We start from the raw sequence: 18,212 nt of genomic DNA, 5'->3' as shown, positions 1-18,212 counted from the left end.
GCGCGAGTCGCGGGCCTGTTCGTCCGTCCTGCGACGAGCGGATCTCGCGGGCGCCGACGTGTCGACGACGCTCCGCCCCCGTCGTTCGAGTTTCCTCAGTCCATCCGAGCCTCAGAAGGACACCGCGTGTCCAGGGCGCGCATCTACGTCTCCTCTCCTCACGGCGATCTCCTCTCGTCGCGGGCGCATGAGCCCGCGCGATGGATTCGAGGGACAGGACGGCCTCTGTCGAGGACCGGGCGAGGAGGGATAAGGGGGCAGCACGTCTCCCCTCATCGTGCCGGCGCCGCGCCGAGCAGGGTCAGCCGTGCGCGCCGCCGAGACCCTGACTCATCCACCGGCGCGCGGCAATGTGGTCGATGCCGCATCACACGCAGGAGCGACCCCAGCGCGGAGCGCCTGGCGATCGAGGGCAAGGCGGGATGGCTGGACTCGCCTCTTCGAGGAGGCCTTGAAGGAACGGGAAGAATGCCGAAGGAGCGCCGCCGCCTACATCCGCGACGGCGCTGCCCGTCCAGGGTTGGGGCCAGCGACCCAGGTTGGGGCCGGCCAGACTGCGCGCTCGATCAGCGCGAGCGCTTCCCGAGCGCGCGCTGCTTCGCCTTCAGGTACGCCGCCTCGTCGACCGCCTCGTCGTGCGCGAAGCGGACCAGCGCGGGCACGACCGCGGCCTCCCACGCCTCCGTGAGGCGGAGCGCGAGGAAGTCGCTGAAGAGCGCGTCGAGCGTCGCCTCGAGCGCCTCGACCAGGCTCATCCGCTCGTAGAGCACCTCGTGGACCTCGTCGTCCTTCTTCGTGAGCTCCGCCGGGATCGACAGGTTCGCGAGACCGAGCGTGTCCCCCTTGAAGAGCCACGCATACTCGCGCTCGCCGGACACCAGCCGCAGGCGCGCCTCGCGCGGGAGCTTGCCCTGACGCAGCGCCTCCTTCGCCTCGGGCGCCGCGCCCGGCGCCGCGGTCTTGAGCACGCTCTCATCCTTCTCGAAGGCGAGCGTGAGGCGCGCCTCCAGCCAGAGCGCGCACGCTGGCTCGCCCGTCGGAGCGAGGTTCGTCTCGAAGAGCATGCTCTCGAACCAGAGCCAGAGCAGAAACTCGCGCCCGACGAAGCGATTGCGCTCGATGCGCTCGACGAGGTCCGTCACTCCGCAGCTCCGGCCCGCGCGAGCGAGGTCGGCTCGAGCGCCTCCCAGAGCTTCTCCGCGCGCGCGTCCAGCTGGCGCCGTTCCGCCGCGGTGCCGGGGCTCTCCGGGACCAGCTTGAGGCGGAACGTCTTCTCGAAGAGATCCTGGACGAGGAGGTGCACGCGCGGCGACTGGCTGAAGAAGCGCGCCATGCCGGTCCCCGTGTTCCAGACGAGGTCGGTGCTCCTGGTGACCGGGATGAGCTGCCGCCGGAGCTTCTTCAGCACGAAGAGCTTGAGATCGGCGCGCGCCTTCTTCCCGAGCCGCTCCAGGCCCTTTCTCTCGAGCAGCGCCGCCTCCGCGTCCCGGAGGTGGACCTGCAGCAGCGGCTTGGGCACGACCCAGCGGTCGACGCGCAGGCCGAGGCAGACGTACTCGTTGAAGAAGACCTTCTCGTGGTCGAGGTCCACATCCATCGGGTCCTCGATCGAGCACCACCCGTGGCGCTCGCTCTCGTCTTCCTCCGGGACGAGCGGCTGCGAGGCGGCGGCGCGGACGCGCCTCATCGACGTGCCGGCGAGGTTGTCGGGCGGATCGCCGAGCACGAAGAACCGGGAGAAGGTGAGCTTGCCGCGGAGAGCACCCAAAGTCGCGCCTGCGTAGAGGCGAGCCACGCGCGACGCAAGGGATTTGGGACCTCCACGCACCGGGATTCAGTTGCCGCCCGCGGCGCGATAGCCGTCGAAGAGCGCCCTGGCCTCGAATCCATCGCCCCGGGGCAGTCGCCCCGAGGTCCCACGGGCAGGCCATGCTTGACAGGGGCGAGAGCCCTGGCGTCTCCTGTCCACCGCGGCTTTTTTCATGCCCAGCCCCATGGAGTTGCTGATCCCCGGCTCGCTCGACGACCTCCTCAGCGGCGCTCGTACCTCCGGGCGCTCGCCGAGCCGGCCCCTCGCCTCACCGCCGAAGGGCGTGGATGGGCTCGCCGGCCTGCCCACCGTCGAGGCGGTGCTGGAGGCGATAGCGGAAGGCCGTGTGCATCCCGGGGAAGTGTTCTTCATCGACGCGACGTCGGAGTACGTGGACGCCAAGCGCTTCCTCCGGGCGGAGCCCGATGCGGAGCTCGACGGTGAGGCGGTGCGGCGCTTCTTCGAGGTGGAGGGGGGTAGCCTGCTCCTCACGGGGGTGCAGGACTGCTTCCCGGCCGTCGGTGCGCTCACCAGCGCCCTGTCCGGAGCGCTCTTGGCCCAGGCCAACACGAACCTTTACCTCACGCCGGGCGAGGCGCAGACCTTCCCCCGCCACTGGGATACCCACGACGTGGTGGTGCTCCAGCTCGAGGGACGCAAGCGGTGGATCCTCTACGAGCCCCTCCTCGAGGCGCCGCTGCACCGCCACCACGCCTGCCGCACCGCCGAGCTCCGCGAGATGACCCCGCGCTGGGGCGAGATCGAAATGCAGCCGGGTGGAGCGCTGTACATCCCCCGCGGCTATCTCCACGAGGCCACGGCTGTCGGGGGCCCCTCCCTCCACATTTCCTCCGGGATCCACCGGATCACCTGGCACCGCCTCGTGGAGGTGATGGTGGCTGACGCGCTGCGCGAGTGCGCCGAGGACTTGACCTTCCGGGGAGACTGCCCCGCGGGCGGCGCGCACCTCGCAGCAACGGTCCGAGAGGGGATCGCGCCCCGCGTCGAGGCGCTGGTGAAGCGGCTCCGCGCGATCGATGCAGCGGAGGTGCTCCAGTCCCTCACCGAGCCGGCCGACGGGGATGGGAGCGATCCGAGCTAGAGAGCTAAAGAGTGAGAGAGCGAGCCCCGGGTCCGCTCGCGCGGGGCGCTTTTTCTTGCGGATGGGTGCGACCCCTCGGTAATCTGTAAGGGCTATCTCCCCTGCGGCCGCTGCAACGCCGCGTACTGGTCATGGCCCACTGCTCCAAGGAGACCACAGATGTCTACAACGAACCGCTCCAGAAAGGTGAACGTCCCCAAGCCCGCCGCCAGCGCGCACGTTTGCCGACATGATCCGACGCCTGTCACGCGGAAGATCAACGTCCCCAAGCCCGCCGCCAGCGCCCACGTTTGCCGGCACGACCCGACGCCGAGCAAGAAGACCAAAATTTCGCCGTAGTGCTGGAGGTGAGTCGCCATTCCCTCCGGCCGCTGGGTGACACGGCACGCCCCGGAGGGGACGACCGCCTGCAGGGACTCCTCCTGCAACTCGCGCGAGCTCGCCCGTTCCGGCCCATGTCGTCGCACGGCGACGGGCGAGCTGGATTCACCGATTCACGTGGACACGTTGTAGACCACCGGAACGCCTCATCGCCCGCGGCGGCGGCCTCCTCACGGGAGTGATCCGATGGCTGTTCACATCGGCATGAGCTACCATCCGGCTCTTCACGACCTGCTGTGGCGAGCCAGGGACGAGGGGCTCGTCGACTTCCTGGAAATACAGCCGGAGCGATACATCTACAGTCACTTCGAGAGGGGCCAGATGAAGCGGCTACTCTCCGACTTCGGCACGTCGTACTGCTTTCATTTCGCCTGCAACTCGCTGGGCAGCGCCGACTATCGCCTCGATCGCAACGCGCGGCAGCGTCGAAGCATCGTCAATCGGTTGGCCCCGACGTGGTGCTCGGATCACCTGACGTCGTGCCGCATCGGCGACTTTGACCTCGAGAAGAACCTACCTCTGCTGCGGACCGACGAGACGCTGCAGATCCTCGTGGAGAACATCAAGCTCTTTCAGGAGGGCCTCGCGGCGCCGTTCCTGCTCGAAAACATCGCCCTGATGTGGGAGCTGAAGCGATCGACGATCGCCTACGACGACTTCTTTGCCCGGGCCGTCGAGATGGCCGACTGCGGCATCTTGCTCGACCTCCACAACCTGTACGCCGACCAGCTCAACCACGGGCTGGACCCGAGAGCGTTCATCGATCGCATGCCGGCGCGCCGTATAAGGCAGCTCCACCTCGCCGGAGGCTCCTCGCACGACGGTTACTATTATGATGGCCACGATCACTCGGTCCCCGAGGTCGTCTTCGAGCTGCTGGAGTACCTCCTGGCCCGGGTGACCCCGGAGGCCGTGATCCTGGAGCGTGAGGCGCGCTTCAAGGACCTCCCCAGGGTGTGGGATGATCTCGTCCGGATTCGAGGGATGTGCCAGCGATGAATCGCACGAGCGTCGCCCGCTGGCAGGAGCGGTACCTGAAGAGCCTCGTCCATGGTGGGCCTGTCGAAGGAGCTGATCTCAGGGGCGAGCTATCCCGGTACAGCGAATCGTGCCTGGCGAGCATCGCGACGTCCTTCAGGGCTTCGGTACAGCACTCGGTCAAGAGCCACTACCCGGTGTTCTGCGGCCTCACGGCGAGGAGGCGGCGGCTCTGGGACTGCGTCACTTCTCAAGTCAGCATGGATACCGATCGAGGAGCCATGATCAAGAAGATCTTCGGCGTCCTGTATTCATGGGCGGAGCGCCTGGACAGCTCATGTCTCTACAGAGACCTCCTGAGGGTGGAGCGGGCGGTCGCCCTCGCGCAGTTTCATCAGGCGCGGCCCCGGATCACGGGGCGCTTCAAGATAGACACCTCCCGCTTCGGGATCCATGACAGCGGCCATCTCTACTGCATGAAGCTCGCATCGAACGTCATGGACCTGTATCCAGCCATCGATCGCATCAGCGTCCTTCAGGGCAGCGAAGAATCCATCTACGCGATCTACTACTCGCGCGACCGGCAGAGCGTGATGACGCACCGGCTTTCGCGGCAAGCGGCCGAGGATCCCGGCAATCTGTTGAGAGGTGAGTTGAGCTGAGGCGGACGCCGGGCGCGCCTGCGCCTGCGCCTGCATCGAGGAGATTTGCGCGATGAAGATCTGCATCATCAGCAAGTTCCCACCCATTCAAGGGGGCGTCAGCACCCGGACCTACTGGATGGCATATGCGCTCGCCAAGCGCGGCGATCAGGTCTGGGTCGTCACGAACGCCGACGAAGCAGAGGCAGATTGCCGGATGGTCATGACCCCATCCGACAGGCGGCGGCTACACGTCCGCTTCGCGAATGGTGGCTCCGTCCGCTGCGTCTCGTCGGAGCGCCCTGCGTACGACCTCTACGTCCCCTGGGCGAACCCGTACGTGACCAAGCTGGCCTCCATGGCGACGGACACCGTCAGGGAACATTCCTGCGATCTGATCTACGCCTACTACCTGGAACCGTACGGGATGGCTGCATCTCTCGCGGCGCAATGGACGGGGGTCCCCTGCGTCCTGGCGCACGCGGGGAGCGACATATCGGTCCTGATGACGAGGCCGTGGCTGAGGACCTCCTACGCCGAGATCCTGAAGCGGGCGCACAGGGTCGTGACGGCGAAGCACTTCGATGACCTCTTCGTGGGGCTCGGAGTGAAGAAGAGGCGGCTCTACCACCTCGGCTCCGACTCCCTCCCCACGCACTGCTTCCGCCCCGGTGCGCCGAGGCTCGACGTGAACGAGCGCCTGGCGCAGGCGCTCGCCAGCGATGACTGGCTCCATGCGTGCTTCCGCGAATCCGCCCCGAAGACCTTCGATCCCCGTGTCCCCACGCTCGGGATGTACGGCAAGATCGATCATGCGAAGGGCATGTTCGACTTCATCCGAGCGCTCGGAATCGTGAAGCGTCGGCGCGTCGACGTTCAGGCGATCATGATGTGCGGCGGCGCCGAGAGCAGCTGCCGCGAGCTCGCCGCGTTCATCCGCGAAAACCGGGTGGAGGAGAACGTCTGGTTGCTCCCGTTCATGCCGAACTGGGTGATCCCGAGCTTCATCAACGCCACCACAGCGACGTGCTTCCTGGAGCGAGACTTCTTCATCGATTACCACACGCCGGGCGTACCGAGAGAGGTGCTCGCGTGCGGCAACTGCCTCATCCTGTCGGGCGATATCCACAAGAAACGAGGTTACAAGGAGGGCCTCGTCGACGAGGAGAACTGCCTCCTCGTGCCGGATCCCAGGGACCACGAAGCGCTGGCCAGCAAGCTCGAATGGGTCGCGCAGAACCCCGGGGAGGCGGAGAAGCTCGGGCGTCGTGGTCTCCTCCTCTCGCGCATGTGGGAGGATTTCGACGAGTACATCGAGGATCTACATACCATGTTCCATGGATTCGTCAGCGCATAGGGCTTCACCGCGCTCCCCCTCCCCTCCCGGATGCTCGCCGCTGCTCCCTGAGGTATCGCTGGCGATGAAGATACAAGAGACGACGGTCAACGGACGCAAGGTCATCCTCGTGGATCACCTCTTCCGCAAGAAGAAGATCGAGCAGGTCTACCGGACCCTCTCGGAGTCCTACGTCTACTACCGAGGGCAGCTCAGCTCGAGCGCGGATCATTTCCCGAAGATGGTGGCGCACTTCGTGGACCTCGAGGCGTTTCAGATGCTCTTCTTCTACGAGGAGGTCTTCGGTCTCATGAAGCGGTGCTACGCGGACGTGCCCCTCCACCTCTACAAGGCGTACGTCAATCAGACGTGCTACGGCGACGTCAACTACCCGCACGTCGACTGCAAGCCGCGTCGCCGAGACATGACGGTGCTCTACTACGCAAATCCACGCTGGGACCGCGAATGGGGAGGAGAGACGATGCTCTACGACGACTCGGGGGCCTTCAACCTGGCCGTCTTGCCGGCTCCTGGGCGCGTCCTGATCTTCCCGGGCGCGACATGGCACTGCGCGGGCATTCCGAGCAGAGTGTGCCCCGTGTCGCGGTTCACGCTGGCCATGAAGTATACGCTGTCCGCGAAGGACGCGCGGGAGTACCGCTCGATCCGGCCGCGAGATGCGTAATCGAGGCTCCGTGCTCAGGGACAGAGCGGCGATTCGTGACACGAAAATACGCATTCAATCGATTGGGTGGTCGCCATGAGGATCAAGATACACCTGGTGTCGATGCCGTGGGCCGATGTCTATGTCCCCTCGGTCCAGCTCGGCGCGCTGAAGGCGCATCTTGATGTCGCGTTCCCTGGCCGTTTCACGACCCATACGTACTCTGCATTCTGCTCGGTGTTCCTCGACGCCGGCGAGTCGGACCTGTACTCGGAGCTCTCGGAGTTCAGGGAGTTTCCGTACTTCCTCCTCGCGCTGGAGCGGTTCATCCGGCCGCGCGCGTCCGTCGAGGGAGCCCCCTCTCTCGACGAGCTGCTCTCGATCGTGAACGCTCCGAAGCGCGGTCGCGTCAAGCTCACGAAGCGCTCACTGACCCGCCTGAGGAGCGCGACGCACAGGTACATCGACGCAGCGCTGGGGCCGGAGCTCATCCGGAATGGCGTGAACCTGATCGGCTTCACGCTCAATTACAATCAGGTCTATTCATCCATTTACTGCGCCCTCTACCTGACCCAGAGGTACCCGGATCACAGGTGCGTCTTCATGTTCGGGGGAGCGAGCGCGGCAGCGACCAGCGTCGCCGACGTGCTGAAACGGCTAGGTATCCGCGGGTTTGGTGTGCTCGGAGAGGGGGAAAAGAAGCTCGAGCGGCTCGCGGGGGCCTACCTGCGGACCCCCCTGAGCGAGATGGAGCGTCTCCACGAGAGCATCCCCGGCGAGGTACAGGGGATCTATGACATCCAGACCAACCAGATGGATCTCTTCAGGAGAGATCCGGCGAACTTCGCTTCGCAGCTCGCATCCATCCGAGACCTCGGCGTCCCGGATCTGGAGGAGTATTTCCGGGCCATCAGGAGAGTGTTCCGGGGTGCGGAGGCGATCCGGCCGTTCAGCAAGAACGTGATGGTCCCCGTCGAGGGGAGCCGGGGATGCTTCGCCAAGTGCGATTTTTGCGGCATCAACGTCAACTGGGAGGGCTTCAGAAAGCGACTCGCGGCGGATATCGTCAAGGACGTGCTGTCCGTCGTCAAGCGCTACGGGGTGCGGCGTATCCTGTTCATGGACAACGTCTGCGACACGTGGGCGGAGGGCTATGCCGATGAGCTGATACGGCTCAATATCCAGATTCCGGCGACGATGGAGCTCCGGGCGCACCACCCTGAGAGGTTCTGGACAAAGCTGGTCCTGGCCGGGGTCGATGCTGCTCAGGTCGGGATCGAGTCCCTGTCCTCGTCCCTGATCCGACGAATGAACAAGGGGACCAGGGCGCGGCAAAACATCCTCGTTCAGAAGTGGTTGAAGGAGCTGGGCATCCGCTCGCTCTCGAATCTGATCATCGGGCACCCCCGCTCGACGATGGATGACATCGCCGAGACACGGCGGATCATCAAGGAGACGCCTCACCTGGGGAGCTACAGCCTGTCGGATTATACGTTGTCTTATGGAAGCCCGCTCTTCAACCAGCTCGGTCCTGATGAAATGGCGCGGCTCAGGCCCGATACCTATCTGGAAGGACTGGAGGGCGTCGAGCGATTCCTCGTGCCGTACTACGGCTACTCGGCGCCCGAGGAGTGGTTCGAGCCCGGCGTGAAGGAAGGCTGGCGTAGCTTTGCCGGGTGGTACGAGGAGCTCGTCCAGTGGAAGCGCGGGATACCGGCCATGGAAGTTCACAGGGTGAGCCCGGGCGAGCTGCTCATCAGGGACGAGCGCTCCGGGGATCTCGTCGAGACGGTTCTTGAGGGAGAGCTGGCGTGCATCTATGATCTGTGCCACGCCGGCATGGAGCCAGGGCGAGCGGCAGCGGCCGCCGGGCTCCAGCAGGAGAAGGTCCTGCGGCTGCTTGGTGAGCTCGTCGAGCGGCGCCTCGCGCTCGAGGTGGAAGGCCACTTCATCTCCCTGGCGCTGAGGCCCAGGGATGAATTGCTCCGAAATCACTACGTAGCAGCGGCGAGCCGCGAGACGGAGGCGACGAGGCCCACGGAGGCGAAGCCGCAGGCGAGACGGCTCTCGCTGATATGATGGCAGCGGGATCACGACCAGTCCGATCGCGCCAACCGTGCCTGAGAGCAAGGATGGAACTCGCGGAGCGTTCGCGCTCGCAGGCAAGGCGCGTGCTTCGCCGTCCGATCACCCGGCATTACTTGATGATGGCCGGATCCTCGATCGTGAAACACTCGACCGACGACGCCGCGTATTTTACGGCGTTGTACCAGAACTGCGGGATCTGAAAGACCTGCGCCGCTGATCTCTGATAGCAGGGGCTGTTCGGGTCCGTGAACATCTGGGGGTTGAGGCACGACGCCGTCCCGAGCCATTGGCCCGAGTAGGTCACCCACTCGTCGCCATACGCGACGACACGGCCTTTGCCGACCTCCTCGTGCACCGCGAAATTGTTCGTGCCGTCGGTGCAATCGACGATCGCGGTCGTCGACTTGATCGAGCGCGCGACGTAGGCGCCCACGCTCTGGATGTCCTTGCCGATCGGGGTGTCCTGGTTCCAGGTGCCCACGCTCCCGGGGAGGGGTCCGCCGACAGGCACCGGGCCGCCCCAGCAGTTGCAATTCGGGCAGCCGTTCTGCGCAGGATCCAGCACGCCGTTGGCGTTGAACTGGATGTCCGTGAACGAGAGGAGCTGGTTGGTCGCCGTGACGTCGTGGACGGTGCATCCCTGTCCATTGCACTGATAACCGCTCAGCGCGATGAGACCACCGCCATTGTTGACCCAGTCCTTGAGCGCGTTCACCTCGTCAGCCGTGAACTGCCAGGGCGCCCCGTCGTCGTTCTGTACGCCCTTCGTCACCATCCACTGAAGGAGTATCACGTCGTACTTGGCGAGGAACTCCGGCGTGAGCGTGGGCTTCTCCGTGTTGTAGTTGTCGACCTGGGCCGTGCTCTGCGTGTTCAACCAATTCTGAAGCGCCGTGGTGCTGTCACTGCTGCACGGACCCCAGACACCTTCGTGGCCGATCGACGCGATGTTGATGCAGGTGCAGTTGCCTGCGTCATCGCAGGTCGTCTGGTTACCGGCGTCAGCCGGCGACGTGCTGCCCGAGCCCGAGGTCGTCAGCCCGAAATCGTCGCCAAAATCGTCGCTGCTGGTGCTGCTGCTGCTACCGGCGCCGCTCGAGCTCTGGCCGCCCGCGCCATTTCCCGTGGTGTTGCCCTCGCCGCCACCGGCGCCCGCCGAACAAGCGATGACGGGCAGCCAGAGGGATGCGAGCACAGCGCAGAAGCGAGTCGCGAAACGAGGTCTTATCATGATCCATGAGACTATCACTCCCCGCGCCTCGTTCGAGGTCCAAATTGATGAGGAAGCTCGCCACCCGCCGGCGCTACAGGCTCCTCGATCCCCGGCCGCGAGCGCTCCCCCTCCCCCCCTTCCCCGCTCCTCCCCCCCCCCGCGCGGCGGCTCCGGCGTGAGCACTGCCCCATCCTCTCCCGGCCGGGCCATGCGTAGGCAGCGCTACGAGCATGGCGCTCGGCCCGCGCGGCGCTCTGAGCGCAGAGACGCGCACGTAGGGTGTGGGTGAAAGAAATCGGCGCAAATGAAACGACCGGGTGCGCGGGCGCCGGACGCGGGCAACGTGACGCCGTGCGCCTCGTCTGCCCGCCGGTCGGGCTCGTCGTGCATCCACCTCAGCACGCCCCACGGCGCGCATTCCATCAAGCCATGATCTTTTTCCACGATAGGTTCTCCGATCCGCGAATCGGAGACTCCAAACAAATTCTGGCAATTTACTGGCTCATGACGGAATGGGTCACATCCGGGGTTCAGCGGCTGCGCTCCCGCCCGGCCAACCGCTATTTTTCACCGCGCGACGTGCGAAGCCCCTTTTCGTCCTGCCCGGTTGTGCAATGAATCTGCGCGTCGATGCCGCTCGTCTTTCTGCCCGACGATCTCCGCTTCTTCCTCTGGGACGACACGGCCCCTGAGCGGCTCGCGGCCCGGTCGCTCGGCGCGACGACCCCGGCGGAGGCGGTCGTGGTCTCCGAGACGGGCCGTGCCATCAGGAAGGCCGGAGAGGCCGCGCCGCTCCTTGACGGCGTGTCCGCCCTCGCCCGCATGGCCCAGGACGACCTCGGCCGAGCGCCGCCGTCCGTCGCCGCGTGGAGCCTGGCGAGCAAGCTCGCGCTCGACCTCGTGGTGCGCGAGCGGGTCGTGCCTCGCGTCACGCCCGCAGGCGCCACCGGCGGCAGCGCGGAGGCCCGCTGGGCGGCGTCGCTCGCCGCCCCGGAGGACGCCGCGCGCGTCGCGGCGCTCGCCCGCGCCATGCCGCCGGCGGCGCACGCGGTGCCGGCGGGCGCGCAGGCCGCGGTCGATCGCGAAGGTCGCGGGCGCCCCCGCGCGGCCGCCGCCCCGGAGGTCTGGTCCGCCGAGGCGCTGCTGCGCGCTTTCCTGGACGCCGTGGCGGACGCGCTCGCGCGCGGCAGCGCGACGAACCGCCCGAAGGCGCCGCCGCGGCGGGCGCACGCGCCCTGGGAGCACCGGCTGGTCCTCGCCCTGACGGGCGCGCAGCCCGCCCTCGCCACGGAGGGGCTCGCCGAGCGCGCGCTCGTCGCCGACCTCGACGCCTGGGTCCGGCCCGCGCTCGGCGCCTGCGACGCGCTGCGCGCCTGCTTCCGGCTGGAGCTGCCCGAGGGCGACCGTGGCTTCGTGCTCCGCTTCCTGCTGCAGGCCACCGACGATCCGAGCCTCCTCGTCCCCGCCGCCGACGTGTGGAAGGCCCGAGGACGCACGCTGAAGGCCCTCGGGCGCGCGTTCTCCGACCCGCAGGAGGCGCTCCTCGGCGCGCTCGGCGCCGCAGCGCGGCTGTTCGCGCCGATCGCGCGGGCCCTCGGCGAGGCGCGGCCGGAGCGCGTGGACCTCGATCCCGCGGAGGCGTGGGCGTTCCTCGCGCAGGCCGCCCCGGCGCTGAGCGAAGCCGGGTTCGGCGTGGTCGTGCCGGGCGAGCTCCTCGCCTCGGGGCAGCGCCGCCTGCGCCTCCGCATGCGCGTCGGCGCGACGGGCCGCACGGCCGGCGTGGTCGCGGGCAGCGCCGGGCTCGGCCTCGACGAGGCGCTCGCTTTCGCGTGGGAAGCGGCGCTCGGCGACGAGCCGCTCTCGGCGCGCGAGCTCGCCGCGCTCGCGCGGCAGAAGTCGCCGCTCGTCCGGCATCGCGGGGCCTGGGTCGTCGTGGTGCCCGAGGAGCTCGCCGAGATCAAGCGGCGCCTCGAGGCCGGCGGCGGGCGCCTCTCGACGCGCGAGGCGCTCGAGGTCGCGCTCGCGGGCGAGGCCCAGGTCGACGGCCTCTCGGTCTCCGTGGTCGCCGAGGGGGCGCTCGCGCACGCGATCGCGCGGCTGCGCTCGGGCGCGGAGCGCGCCGCCGCGCCGCCGGAGGGGTTCGCGGGGACGCTGCGCCCGTACCAGGCGCGCGGCGTCGCCTGGCTGCAGACGATGGCGAGCCTCGGCCTCGGCGCCTGCCTGGCCGACGACATGGGCCTCGGCAAGACGGTCCAGCTGCTCGCGTTCCTGGCGGGCCGGCGGGCGGCGGCGCCCGAGGACGCGCGTCCGGCGCTGCTCGTCGCGCCGACGTCGGTGGTCGGCAACTGGGAGCGGGAGGCGGCGCGCTTCGCCCCTGCCCTGCCCCTCGTGCGCCACTACGGCGAGGGGCGCGCCCGCTCCGCCGAGGAGCTCGCGGCGCGGGCCTCCGGCGTGGCCTCCGGCGCAGATGGCGCGCAGCGCGCGGGCGGCGCGGAGGCCGCCCGCGACACGGGCGGCGGGCTCGTCGTGACCACGTACGGCCTCCTCCGCAGGGACGCCGCGATGCTCGCCGGCGTGGACTGGGCCGCGGTCGTGCTGGACGAGGCGCAGAACATCAAGAACGCCGCCTCGCGCACGGCCCGCGCCGCGCGCGCCCTCCGCGCCCCGCACCGCATCGCGCTGACCGGCACGCCCGTCGAGAACCGCCTCGCCGAGCTCTGGTCGATCCTCGAGTTCGCGAACCCCGGCCTGCTCGGCCCGCTCGAGGCGTTCCGGCGCACCTACGCGGTGCCCATCGAGCGCTACGGCAACCGGGAGGCCGCAGAGCGGCTCCGGCGCATCGTCGGGCCGTTCTTGCTGCGACGGGTCAAGACCGATCCGGCCGTGGTTCCGGACCTCCCGCCGAAGATCGAGGCGCGGGTCTTCTGCACGCTCACGCGCGAGCAGGTGACCCTCTACCAGGCGGCGCTCGACGAGGCGATGCGCCGCATCGAGGAGGCCGAGGGCATCGCCCGGCGCGGGCTCGTGCTCGCGCTCCTGACGATGCTCAAGCAGATCTGCAACCACCCCGCGCAGTGCCTCGGGGAAGCGGGGCCGCTCGCGGGCCGGTCGGGCAAGCTCGCGCGCCTCACGGAGATGCTCGAGGAGGCGCTCGCGGGAGGGGATCGCGCGCTCGTGTTCACGCAGTTCCGCGAGATGGGCGACCGGCTGGTCCGGCACCTCGCGTCGTCGCTCGACACGGAGGTCCTCTTCCTGCACGGCGGCACGCCGAGGCTCGCGCGCGACGAGATGGTGCGGCGGTTCCAGGGCGATCCGCGGGGGCCGCGCGTCTTCGTCCTCTCGGTCAAGGCCGGCGGCACGGGGCTCAACCTGACGGCGGCGAGCCACGTGTTCCACTTCGACCGCTGGTGGAACCCCGCGGTGGAGGACCAGGCGACGGATCGCGCGCACCGGATCGGGCAGCGGAGCGCGGTGCAGGTCCACAAGCTCGTGTGCGCGGGCACCGTGGAGGAGAAGGTCGACCGGATGCTGGAGCAGAAGCGCGATCTGGCGGCGCGGGTCGTGGGCCAGGGCGAGGCGTGGATCACCGAGCTCGACAACGCGTCGCTGCGCGAGCTGTTCGCGCTGTCGCGGGACGCCGTGGCGATCGCGGGCGAGCTGGACGACCGCGACGAGCCGGAGGGCGAGCGGGGCGAGCGGGACGACGACGGTACGCCGGACGGCGCGCCGGAGGAGCGGCGCGGGCCACGCGGCGCCCGGGGGCGGGGTGCCGGGCGCAGCGTGCCGCGTGCGCGAGGAGAAGCGCAGACATGAGCCCGCCGGCGCGCTGGGTGCCGTTCCATCGCGAGGTCGGCCCGAAGCCGCCGCCGCCCGCGCGGGGCATCCGGATGAAGCGGGCCGGCGCGACCTGGTGGGGCAAGCGCTGGGTGGAGGCGCTCGAGCGGATGTCGCCGGACGACGCGGCCCGCCTCGCGCGCGGGCGCACGTACGCGCGCGCCGGGCGGACGCATGACCTCACGGTGAAGCCGGGCCTCGTGACCGCGCGCGTGACCGGCTCGCGGCCGCAGCCGTACAAGGTGATCCTCACGCTTGCGCGGCTCGACGACGCCACGTGGGCGAAGGCGATCGCCGCCATGGCCGAGCGGGCGAAGTTCGCGGCGGACCTGCTCGCGGGCCGGATGCCGGAGGAGATCGACGAGGCGTTCCGGAGCGCCGGGGCGAGCCTGTTCCCGGAGCGGTCCGAGGACCTCACCACGGCCTGCTCGTGCCCCGACTGGGCGAACCCCTGCAAGCACGTCGCCGCGACCCACTACGTGCTCGGAGAGGCCCTCGACAAGGATCCCTTCCTGCTGTTCGAGCTCCGCGGGCGCACGCGCGAGCAGGTGATCGAGGCGCTCCGCGCCGCGCGGGGCAGCGCGCCGGGCGGCAAGAGAGCGCGTGGGGGCCAGAAGGGCGCTCCCTGCGCCGCCGAGGCGCCGCCCGTGGCGACGGTGACGCTTGGCCCCATGGAGGCGAAGGACTTCGACGCCTGGCGCGAGGCGCCGCCGGCGCTCGACGTGACGCTCGAGCCGCCTTCCGCGCATGCGGCGCTCCTGACCCAGCTCGGCGCGCCGCCGGGCTGGACCGAGGAGCGATCGCCCGCGGAGCTCCTCGGCCCGCTGATCCGGGCGGCGTCCGAGCGGGCGCGGGAGATCGCGATGGCGGAGGGCAGAGAGATCACGGAGTGATCTGGGCGTACCCGCGCCTGCTGCGGCGCCTCGTTCGCCGCTGTCGTCGCCGTGTCCGCCGCCAGGGTGTCCCCCCACGACAAGCACCGCACGACCGCGTGCAACCAGGGACGAACTCAGGCGACGCGGCACTCTACCTGGGCTGAAGTTAGCCATTCTCACTGAATCTTCCGGCGCTGTCATTCGACCAGGACTCACCGTTCAGGCTCGCACGACGGTCGTCCCGTCGCGCCGTGAGCCGAATGAAGGCACCACCTTGTGCTTGACATCGAAACACGTTCGAATGTCGTATCGCACAGCGATGCTTGCCGCCGTTCCGGTGAGCGCAAGTCCAGCCGATGAACATTGATTATGCCCACCCCAGAAGGTCCATCCATGCGAACGTTTGCCCCTCGAATCACCGGCGTTGCCCTCGTTCTTTGCCTCGCAGCCGCTGCCTGCGGACAGTCCGAATCGAGCCCGTCCGGGCAAGGAGGCGCGGGCGGCTCGGGCGCCGAGAGCGCGACGAGCAGCGGCGACATGACGTCGAGCTCCGGCCCGGGCGGCGACATGACGTCGAGCTCCGGCTCGGGCGGCGACATGACGTCGAGCTCCATCTCCGGTTCCAGCTCCGGCTCCAGCTCGGGCTCGGGCGAGACCGCTGTCGAGAACGAGAGCGCCGATTGCGACGTTGCTGCCCTGCCGGAAGCAAGCGCCCTGAATCAGATTCCCAAATTACCCGACCCGTTCACCAAGCTCGACGGAGATCGCATATCCACCAGAGCAGAATGGCACTGCCGAAGGCAGGAGATACGCAAGCAAGCTGAGAAGTATATCTACGGCGAGAAGCCGACGCCCGACGTGGTGACCGGCACCGTCACCGAGAACAAAATCTCTGTGCACGTCGAGGCCCAGGGCAAGGAGATCGACTTCAGCGCCGACATCGTGTTGCCCTCGAAGGGGCGAGCCCCCTTCCCCGCGATCATCAACGTGGGCACGAAAGGCGGGATCGGCGGCATCACGCTGGGCGAAGGCCGCATCCTGGACCAAGGCGTCGCCGTCATCTACTACAACCACAATGAGCTCGGCAGGGAGGGCACCCCGGAGCAATCCAGAGGCAAACCCAACCCGGGGAAGTTCTATGACATCTACGGCGGCGACCACTCCGCAGGCCTCTTGATGGCATGGGCCTGGGGCGCCAGTCGAATCCTCGACGTCCTACAGATGTCGGGGGGCGACATCATCGATCCAACCGGCGTGGGTGTCACGGGATGCTCGCGCAACGGCAAGGGCGCATTTGCCATAGGCGTCCTCGACGATCGAATCGCGCTGACGATCCCCCACGAAACGAGCACCGCCGGGGTCCCGGCCTACCGCATCGCCGACGTGCTGGGCAGGGAGCGGACGGACCACAACTACTACGGGCTCAACTGGCTCAGCGACAACTTCGATCCATTTGTCTTCAAGAACAACGTCTCGAACGCCGTCAAGCTCCCCATCGACACGCATACCCTGATCGCGATGATCGCGCCGCGCGGCCTGCTCGTCCTCGAGAACCCGCATCAGGCCCAGATGGGCGCCCCGGCGGGCCATACAGCCACCGTGGCCGGAGCAGAGGTCTACAAGGCGCTGGGCGTGGAGAAGAACATCAGCTACCACTCGAAGGTCGCCGACAAGGCGCATTGCTCGTACAAGAACGAATACACCGTTCTCCTCGTCAGCAATATTGCGAAGTTCCTGAAGCACGAGGGCGAGGCCGCCGGAGAGCTCGTCGTGGGCTCGGGCGGCTCGCTCAGCATGTCGGACTGGGTAGACTGGGAAGCTCCGACGCTGAAATGACGGCGCTGTTCGCCGATCTTCTGTGGAGCCCTGGAGCCGGGTCGAGGCGCGCCACGCGCGCCTCGCGTCAGCAGTTCCGCGAGGCGGGGGCGCCCCCGCGGGACACGGCGGCGCGCACGGCGGCCCGCTCCGACTCGGAGAGCACGACGTTCAGCTCGAGCACGTCGCAATCGCCGCTCCGCTCCACGTTCACGCTCACCTGATCCAGATCGATCCGCTCGTACTTCGAGATGACCTGGAGCAGCTCCTGCTTGAGCCGTGGCAGGTAGTCCGGCTCGCCCGTCGTGCGCACGCGCTCGCGCGCCACGATGATCTGCAGGCGCTCCTTCGCCAGGGTCGCCGACTTCGGCTGCGTCCTCCGGAAATAATCCATGATCGACATGGCAGATCCCCCTAGGCGGTCGCCGCCTGGCCGCCGAAAATTCGGCTGAAGAACCCCTTCTTGGCCGACTCCAGGAAGCGGTGCGGGCGCTCCTCGCCGAGGAAGCGCTGGACCACGTCGAGGTAGGCCTGCGCCGCGTCGCTCGTCGGATCGAGCACCACGGGCGTCCCGGCGTTCGACGCCTGGAGCACCGCCGTCGACTCCGGGATCACGCCGAGCAGCGGGATGCCGAGGAGCTCCAGCACGTCCTGGTACGCCAGCATCTCGCCCTTGGCGACGCGCGCCGGCGCGTACCGCGTGAGCAGGAGGTGCGTCTTGATCGCCTCCTCGCCGAGCTCCGCCCTGCGCGTCTTCGCGTCGAGCAGGCCGAGCACGCGGTCCGAGTCGCGCACCGAGGAGACCTCGGGGTTCGTCACCACGATCGCCTCGTCGGCGAAATACATCGCCATCTGGGCGCCCCACTCGATGCCCGCCGGCGAGTCGCAGAAGATGTACTCGAAGCCCGCGGCGCGCAGCTCGTCCAGGATGCGCCCGACGCCGTCGAGCGTCAGGGCGTCCTTGTCCCGCGTCTGCGAGGCGGGGAGCACGTAGAGCGTCTCGATCCGCTTGTCCTTGATCACCGCCTGGCGGAGCGTCGCCTCGCCGCGGATCGCGTTGACCAGATCGTAGACCACGCGGCGCTCGCACCCCATCACGAGGTCGAGGTTGCGCAACCCCACATCGAAATCGATGGCAATCGTCTTGTAACCGAGAGCCGCGATACCGGACGCGAGGTTTGCGGTCGTGGTGGTCTTGCCGACTCCGCCCTTGCCCGAGGTGACGACGACTACCTTTGACACCAGAAACCTCCTTAAATAATAGTTCGAAAGACGTGGCTGTCCGACGGCCGAGCCCGCTCGGATGCCCGTCTCTCCGGCGCTGAGGAGGCGCCGTCGACGTGGTGAGAGCTCGGCGCCCACCCGATTCCATCGAGGCCGGGGGCGCGCTCGACTGGGTACGTCAGGGCGCGACGAACGAACAACTTTTTTGCGGCGAAACTTGCAGCGTACCCCGACCGGCAACCTGGATCCAA

15 protein-coding genes are annotated in these 18,212 nt (G+C 68.2%); 10 read left to right on the top strand and 5 right to left on the bottom strand.

The features are described 5' to 3' along the window. Positions 1-566 precede the first annotated feature (566 nt). The gene (locus WME75_RS17645; RefSeq protein WP_437492276.1) at positions 567-1,142 is read right to left on the bottom strand and encodes a hypothetical protein; all 576 of its coding nucleotides are present in this window, start codon (positions 1,140-1,142) and stop codon (positions 567-569) included. Continuing rightward, entirely contained in the window at positions 1,139-1,768 is a 630-nt protein-coding gene (locus WME75_RS17640) for a hypothetical protein (protein WP_437492274.1), read from the bottom strand. Before WME75_RS17640 ends, WME75_RS17645 begins: the two co-directional genes overlap by 4 nt. Before the next feature lie 226 nt (positions 1,769-1,994). Here WME75_RS17640 and WME75_RS17635 point away from each other — a divergent pair, with 226 nt between their 5' ends. The 6 genes from WME75_RS17635 to WME75_RS17610 all read left to right on the top strand — a co-directional run bounded on the left by WME75_RS17635 (position 1,995) and on the right by WME75_RS17610 (position 8,991). Then, positions 1,995-2,912, top strand: a complete 918-nt coding sequence (locus WME75_RS17635) for a JmjC domain-containing protein (protein ID WP_437492272.1) — start codon at positions 1,995-1,997, stop codon at positions 2,910-2,912. Positions 2,913-3,479: 567 nt separating this feature from the next. Then, a complete protein-coding gene (locus WME75_RS17630) occupies positions 3,480-4,292 on the top strand; it encodes a multinuclear nonheme iron-dependent oxidase (RefSeq protein ID WP_437492270.1) in 813 nt (270 codons plus the stop codon). Continuing rightward, on the top strand, positions 4,289-4,933 hold the full coding sequence (locus tag WME75_RS17625; protein ID WP_437492269.1) for a hypothetical protein: 645 nt from the start codon (positions 4,289-4,291) through the stop codon (positions 4,931-4,933). The genes WME75_RS17630 and WME75_RS17625 overlap by 4 nt, the downstream gene beginning before the upstream one ends. A 52-nt stretch (positions 4,934-4,985) precedes the next feature. Continuing rightward, positions 4,986-6,269, top strand: coding sequence for a glycosyltransferase (locus WME75_RS17620; protein ID WP_437492267.1), 1,284 nt, complete (start codon positions 4,986-4,988; stop codon positions 6,267-6,269). 64 nt (positions 6,270-6,333) lie between these two features. After that, a complete protein-coding gene (locus tag WME75_RS17615; RefSeq protein WP_437492265.1) occupies positions 6,334-6,933 on the top strand; it encodes a 2OG-Fe(II) oxygenase in 600 nt (199 codons plus the stop codon). A gap of 75 nt (positions 6,934-7,008) precedes the next feature. After that, positions 7,009-8,991 carry a radical SAM protein gene (locus WME75_RS17610; RefSeq protein WP_437492263.1) on the top strand — a complete coding sequence of 661 codons (1,983 nt, stop codon included), beginning with the start codon at positions 7,009-7,011 and terminating at the stop codon, positions 8,989-8,991. 118 nt (positions 8,992-9,109) lie between these two features. On the opposite strand, the gene WME75_RS17605 is transcribed toward WME75_RS17610, so the two are convergent. Next, positions 9,110-10,195, bottom strand: a complete 1,086-nt coding sequence (locus WME75_RS17605) for a hypothetical protein (RefSeq protein WP_437492262.1) — start codon at positions 10,193-10,195, stop codon at positions 9,110-9,112. Positions 10,196-10,498: 303 nt separating this feature from the next. Here WME75_RS17605 and WME75_RS17600 point away from each other — a divergent pair, with 303 nt between their 5' ends. From WME75_RS17600 to WME75_RS17585, 4 genes are all read left to right on the top strand, one after another. Then, positions 10,499-10,831 (top strand): hypothetical protein, encoded by a 333-nt coding sequence (locus tag WME75_RS17600; protein ID WP_437492260.1) that lies wholly within the window; start codon positions 10,499-10,501, stop codon positions 10,829-10,831. Between the two features lie 12 nt (positions 10,832-10,843). Then, entirely contained in the window at positions 10,844-14,026 is a 3,183-nt protein-coding gene (locus tag WME75_RS17595) for an SNF2-related protein (protein ID WP_437492258.1), read from the top strand. Next, positions 14,023-14,940 (top strand): SWIM zinc finger family protein, encoded by a 918-nt coding sequence (locus WME75_RS17590; protein WP_437492257.1) that lies wholly within the window; start codon positions 14,023-14,025, stop codon positions 14,938-14,940. Before WME75_RS17595 ends, WME75_RS17590 begins: the two co-directional genes overlap by 4 nt. 519 nt (positions 14,941-15,459) lie before the next feature. Beyond that, entirely contained in the window at positions 15,460-16,758 is a 1,299-nt protein-coding gene (locus WME75_RS17585; protein WP_437492255.1) for a glucuronyl esterase domain-containing protein, read from the top strand. 67 nt (positions 16,759-16,825) lie between these two features. On the opposite strand, the gene minE is transcribed toward WME75_RS17585, so the two are convergent. Both minE and minD read right to left on the bottom strand, forming a co-directional pair. Further along, the gene (minE, locus tag WME75_RS17580) at positions 16,826-17,140 is read right to left on the bottom strand and encodes a cell division topological specificity factor MinE (RefSeq protein WP_437492254.1); all 315 of its coding nucleotides are present in this window, start codon (positions 17,138-17,140) and stop codon (positions 16,826-16,828) included. A gap of 11 nt (positions 17,141-17,151) precedes the next feature. After that, positions 17,152-17,979 carry a septum site-determining protein MinD gene (gene minD, locus WME75_RS17575; protein ID WP_437492252.1) on the bottom strand — a complete coding sequence of 276 codons (828 nt, stop codon included), beginning with the start codon at positions 17,977-17,979 and terminating at the stop codon, positions 17,152-17,154. Between the last annotated feature and the right edge of the window lie 233 nt (positions 17,980-18,212).

This window comes from Sorangium sp. So ce1014, from assembly GCF_051521505.1.
Lineage (GTDB): Bacteria > Myxococcota_A > Polyangia > Polyangiales > Polyangiaceae > Sorangium.
The sequence above is the reverse complement of the archived record's forward strand: the minus strand, read 5'-3'. Positions and strand labels throughout refer to the sequence as shown.

Coding starts and splice junctions, on each gene's coding strand:
- WME75_RS17595 (WP_437492258.1), top strand. CDS start 10,844: ATGCCGCTCGTCTTTCTGCCCGACGATCTCCGCTTCTTCCTCTGGGAC.
- minE (WP_437492254.1), bottom strand. CDS start 17,140: ATGTCGATCATGGATTATTTCCGGAGGACGCAGCCGAAGTCGGCGACC.
- WME75_RS17590 (WP_437492257.1), top strand. CDS start 14,023: ATGAGCCCGCCGGCGCGCTGGGTGCCGTTCCATCGCGAGGTCGGCCCG.
- WME75_RS17635 (WP_437492272.1), top strand. CDS start 1,995: ATGGAGTTGCTGATCCCCGGCTCGCTCGACGACCTCCTCAGCGGCGCT.
- WME75_RS17585 (WP_437492255.1), top strand. CDS start 15,460: ATGACGTCGAGCTCCGGCCCGGGCGGCGACATGACGTCGAGCTCCGGC.
- WME75_RS17615 (WP_437492265.1), top strand. CDS start 6,334: ATGAAGATACAAGAGACGACGGTCAACGGACGCAAGGTCATCCTCGTG.
- WME75_RS17620 (WP_437492267.1), top strand. CDS start 4,986: ATGAAGATCTGCATCATCAGCAAGTTCCCACCCATTCAAGGGGGCGTC.
- WME75_RS17625 (WP_437492269.1), top strand. CDS start 4,289: ATGAATCGCACGAGCGTCGCCCGCTGGCAGGAGCGGTACCTGAAGAGC.
- WME75_RS17630 (WP_437492270.1), top strand. CDS start 3,480: ATGGCTGTTCACATCGGCATGAGCTACCATCCGGCTCTTCACGACCTG.
- WME75_RS17610 (WP_437492263.1), top strand. CDS start 7,009: ATGAGGATCAAGATACACCTGGTGTCGATGCCGTGGGCCGATGTCTAT.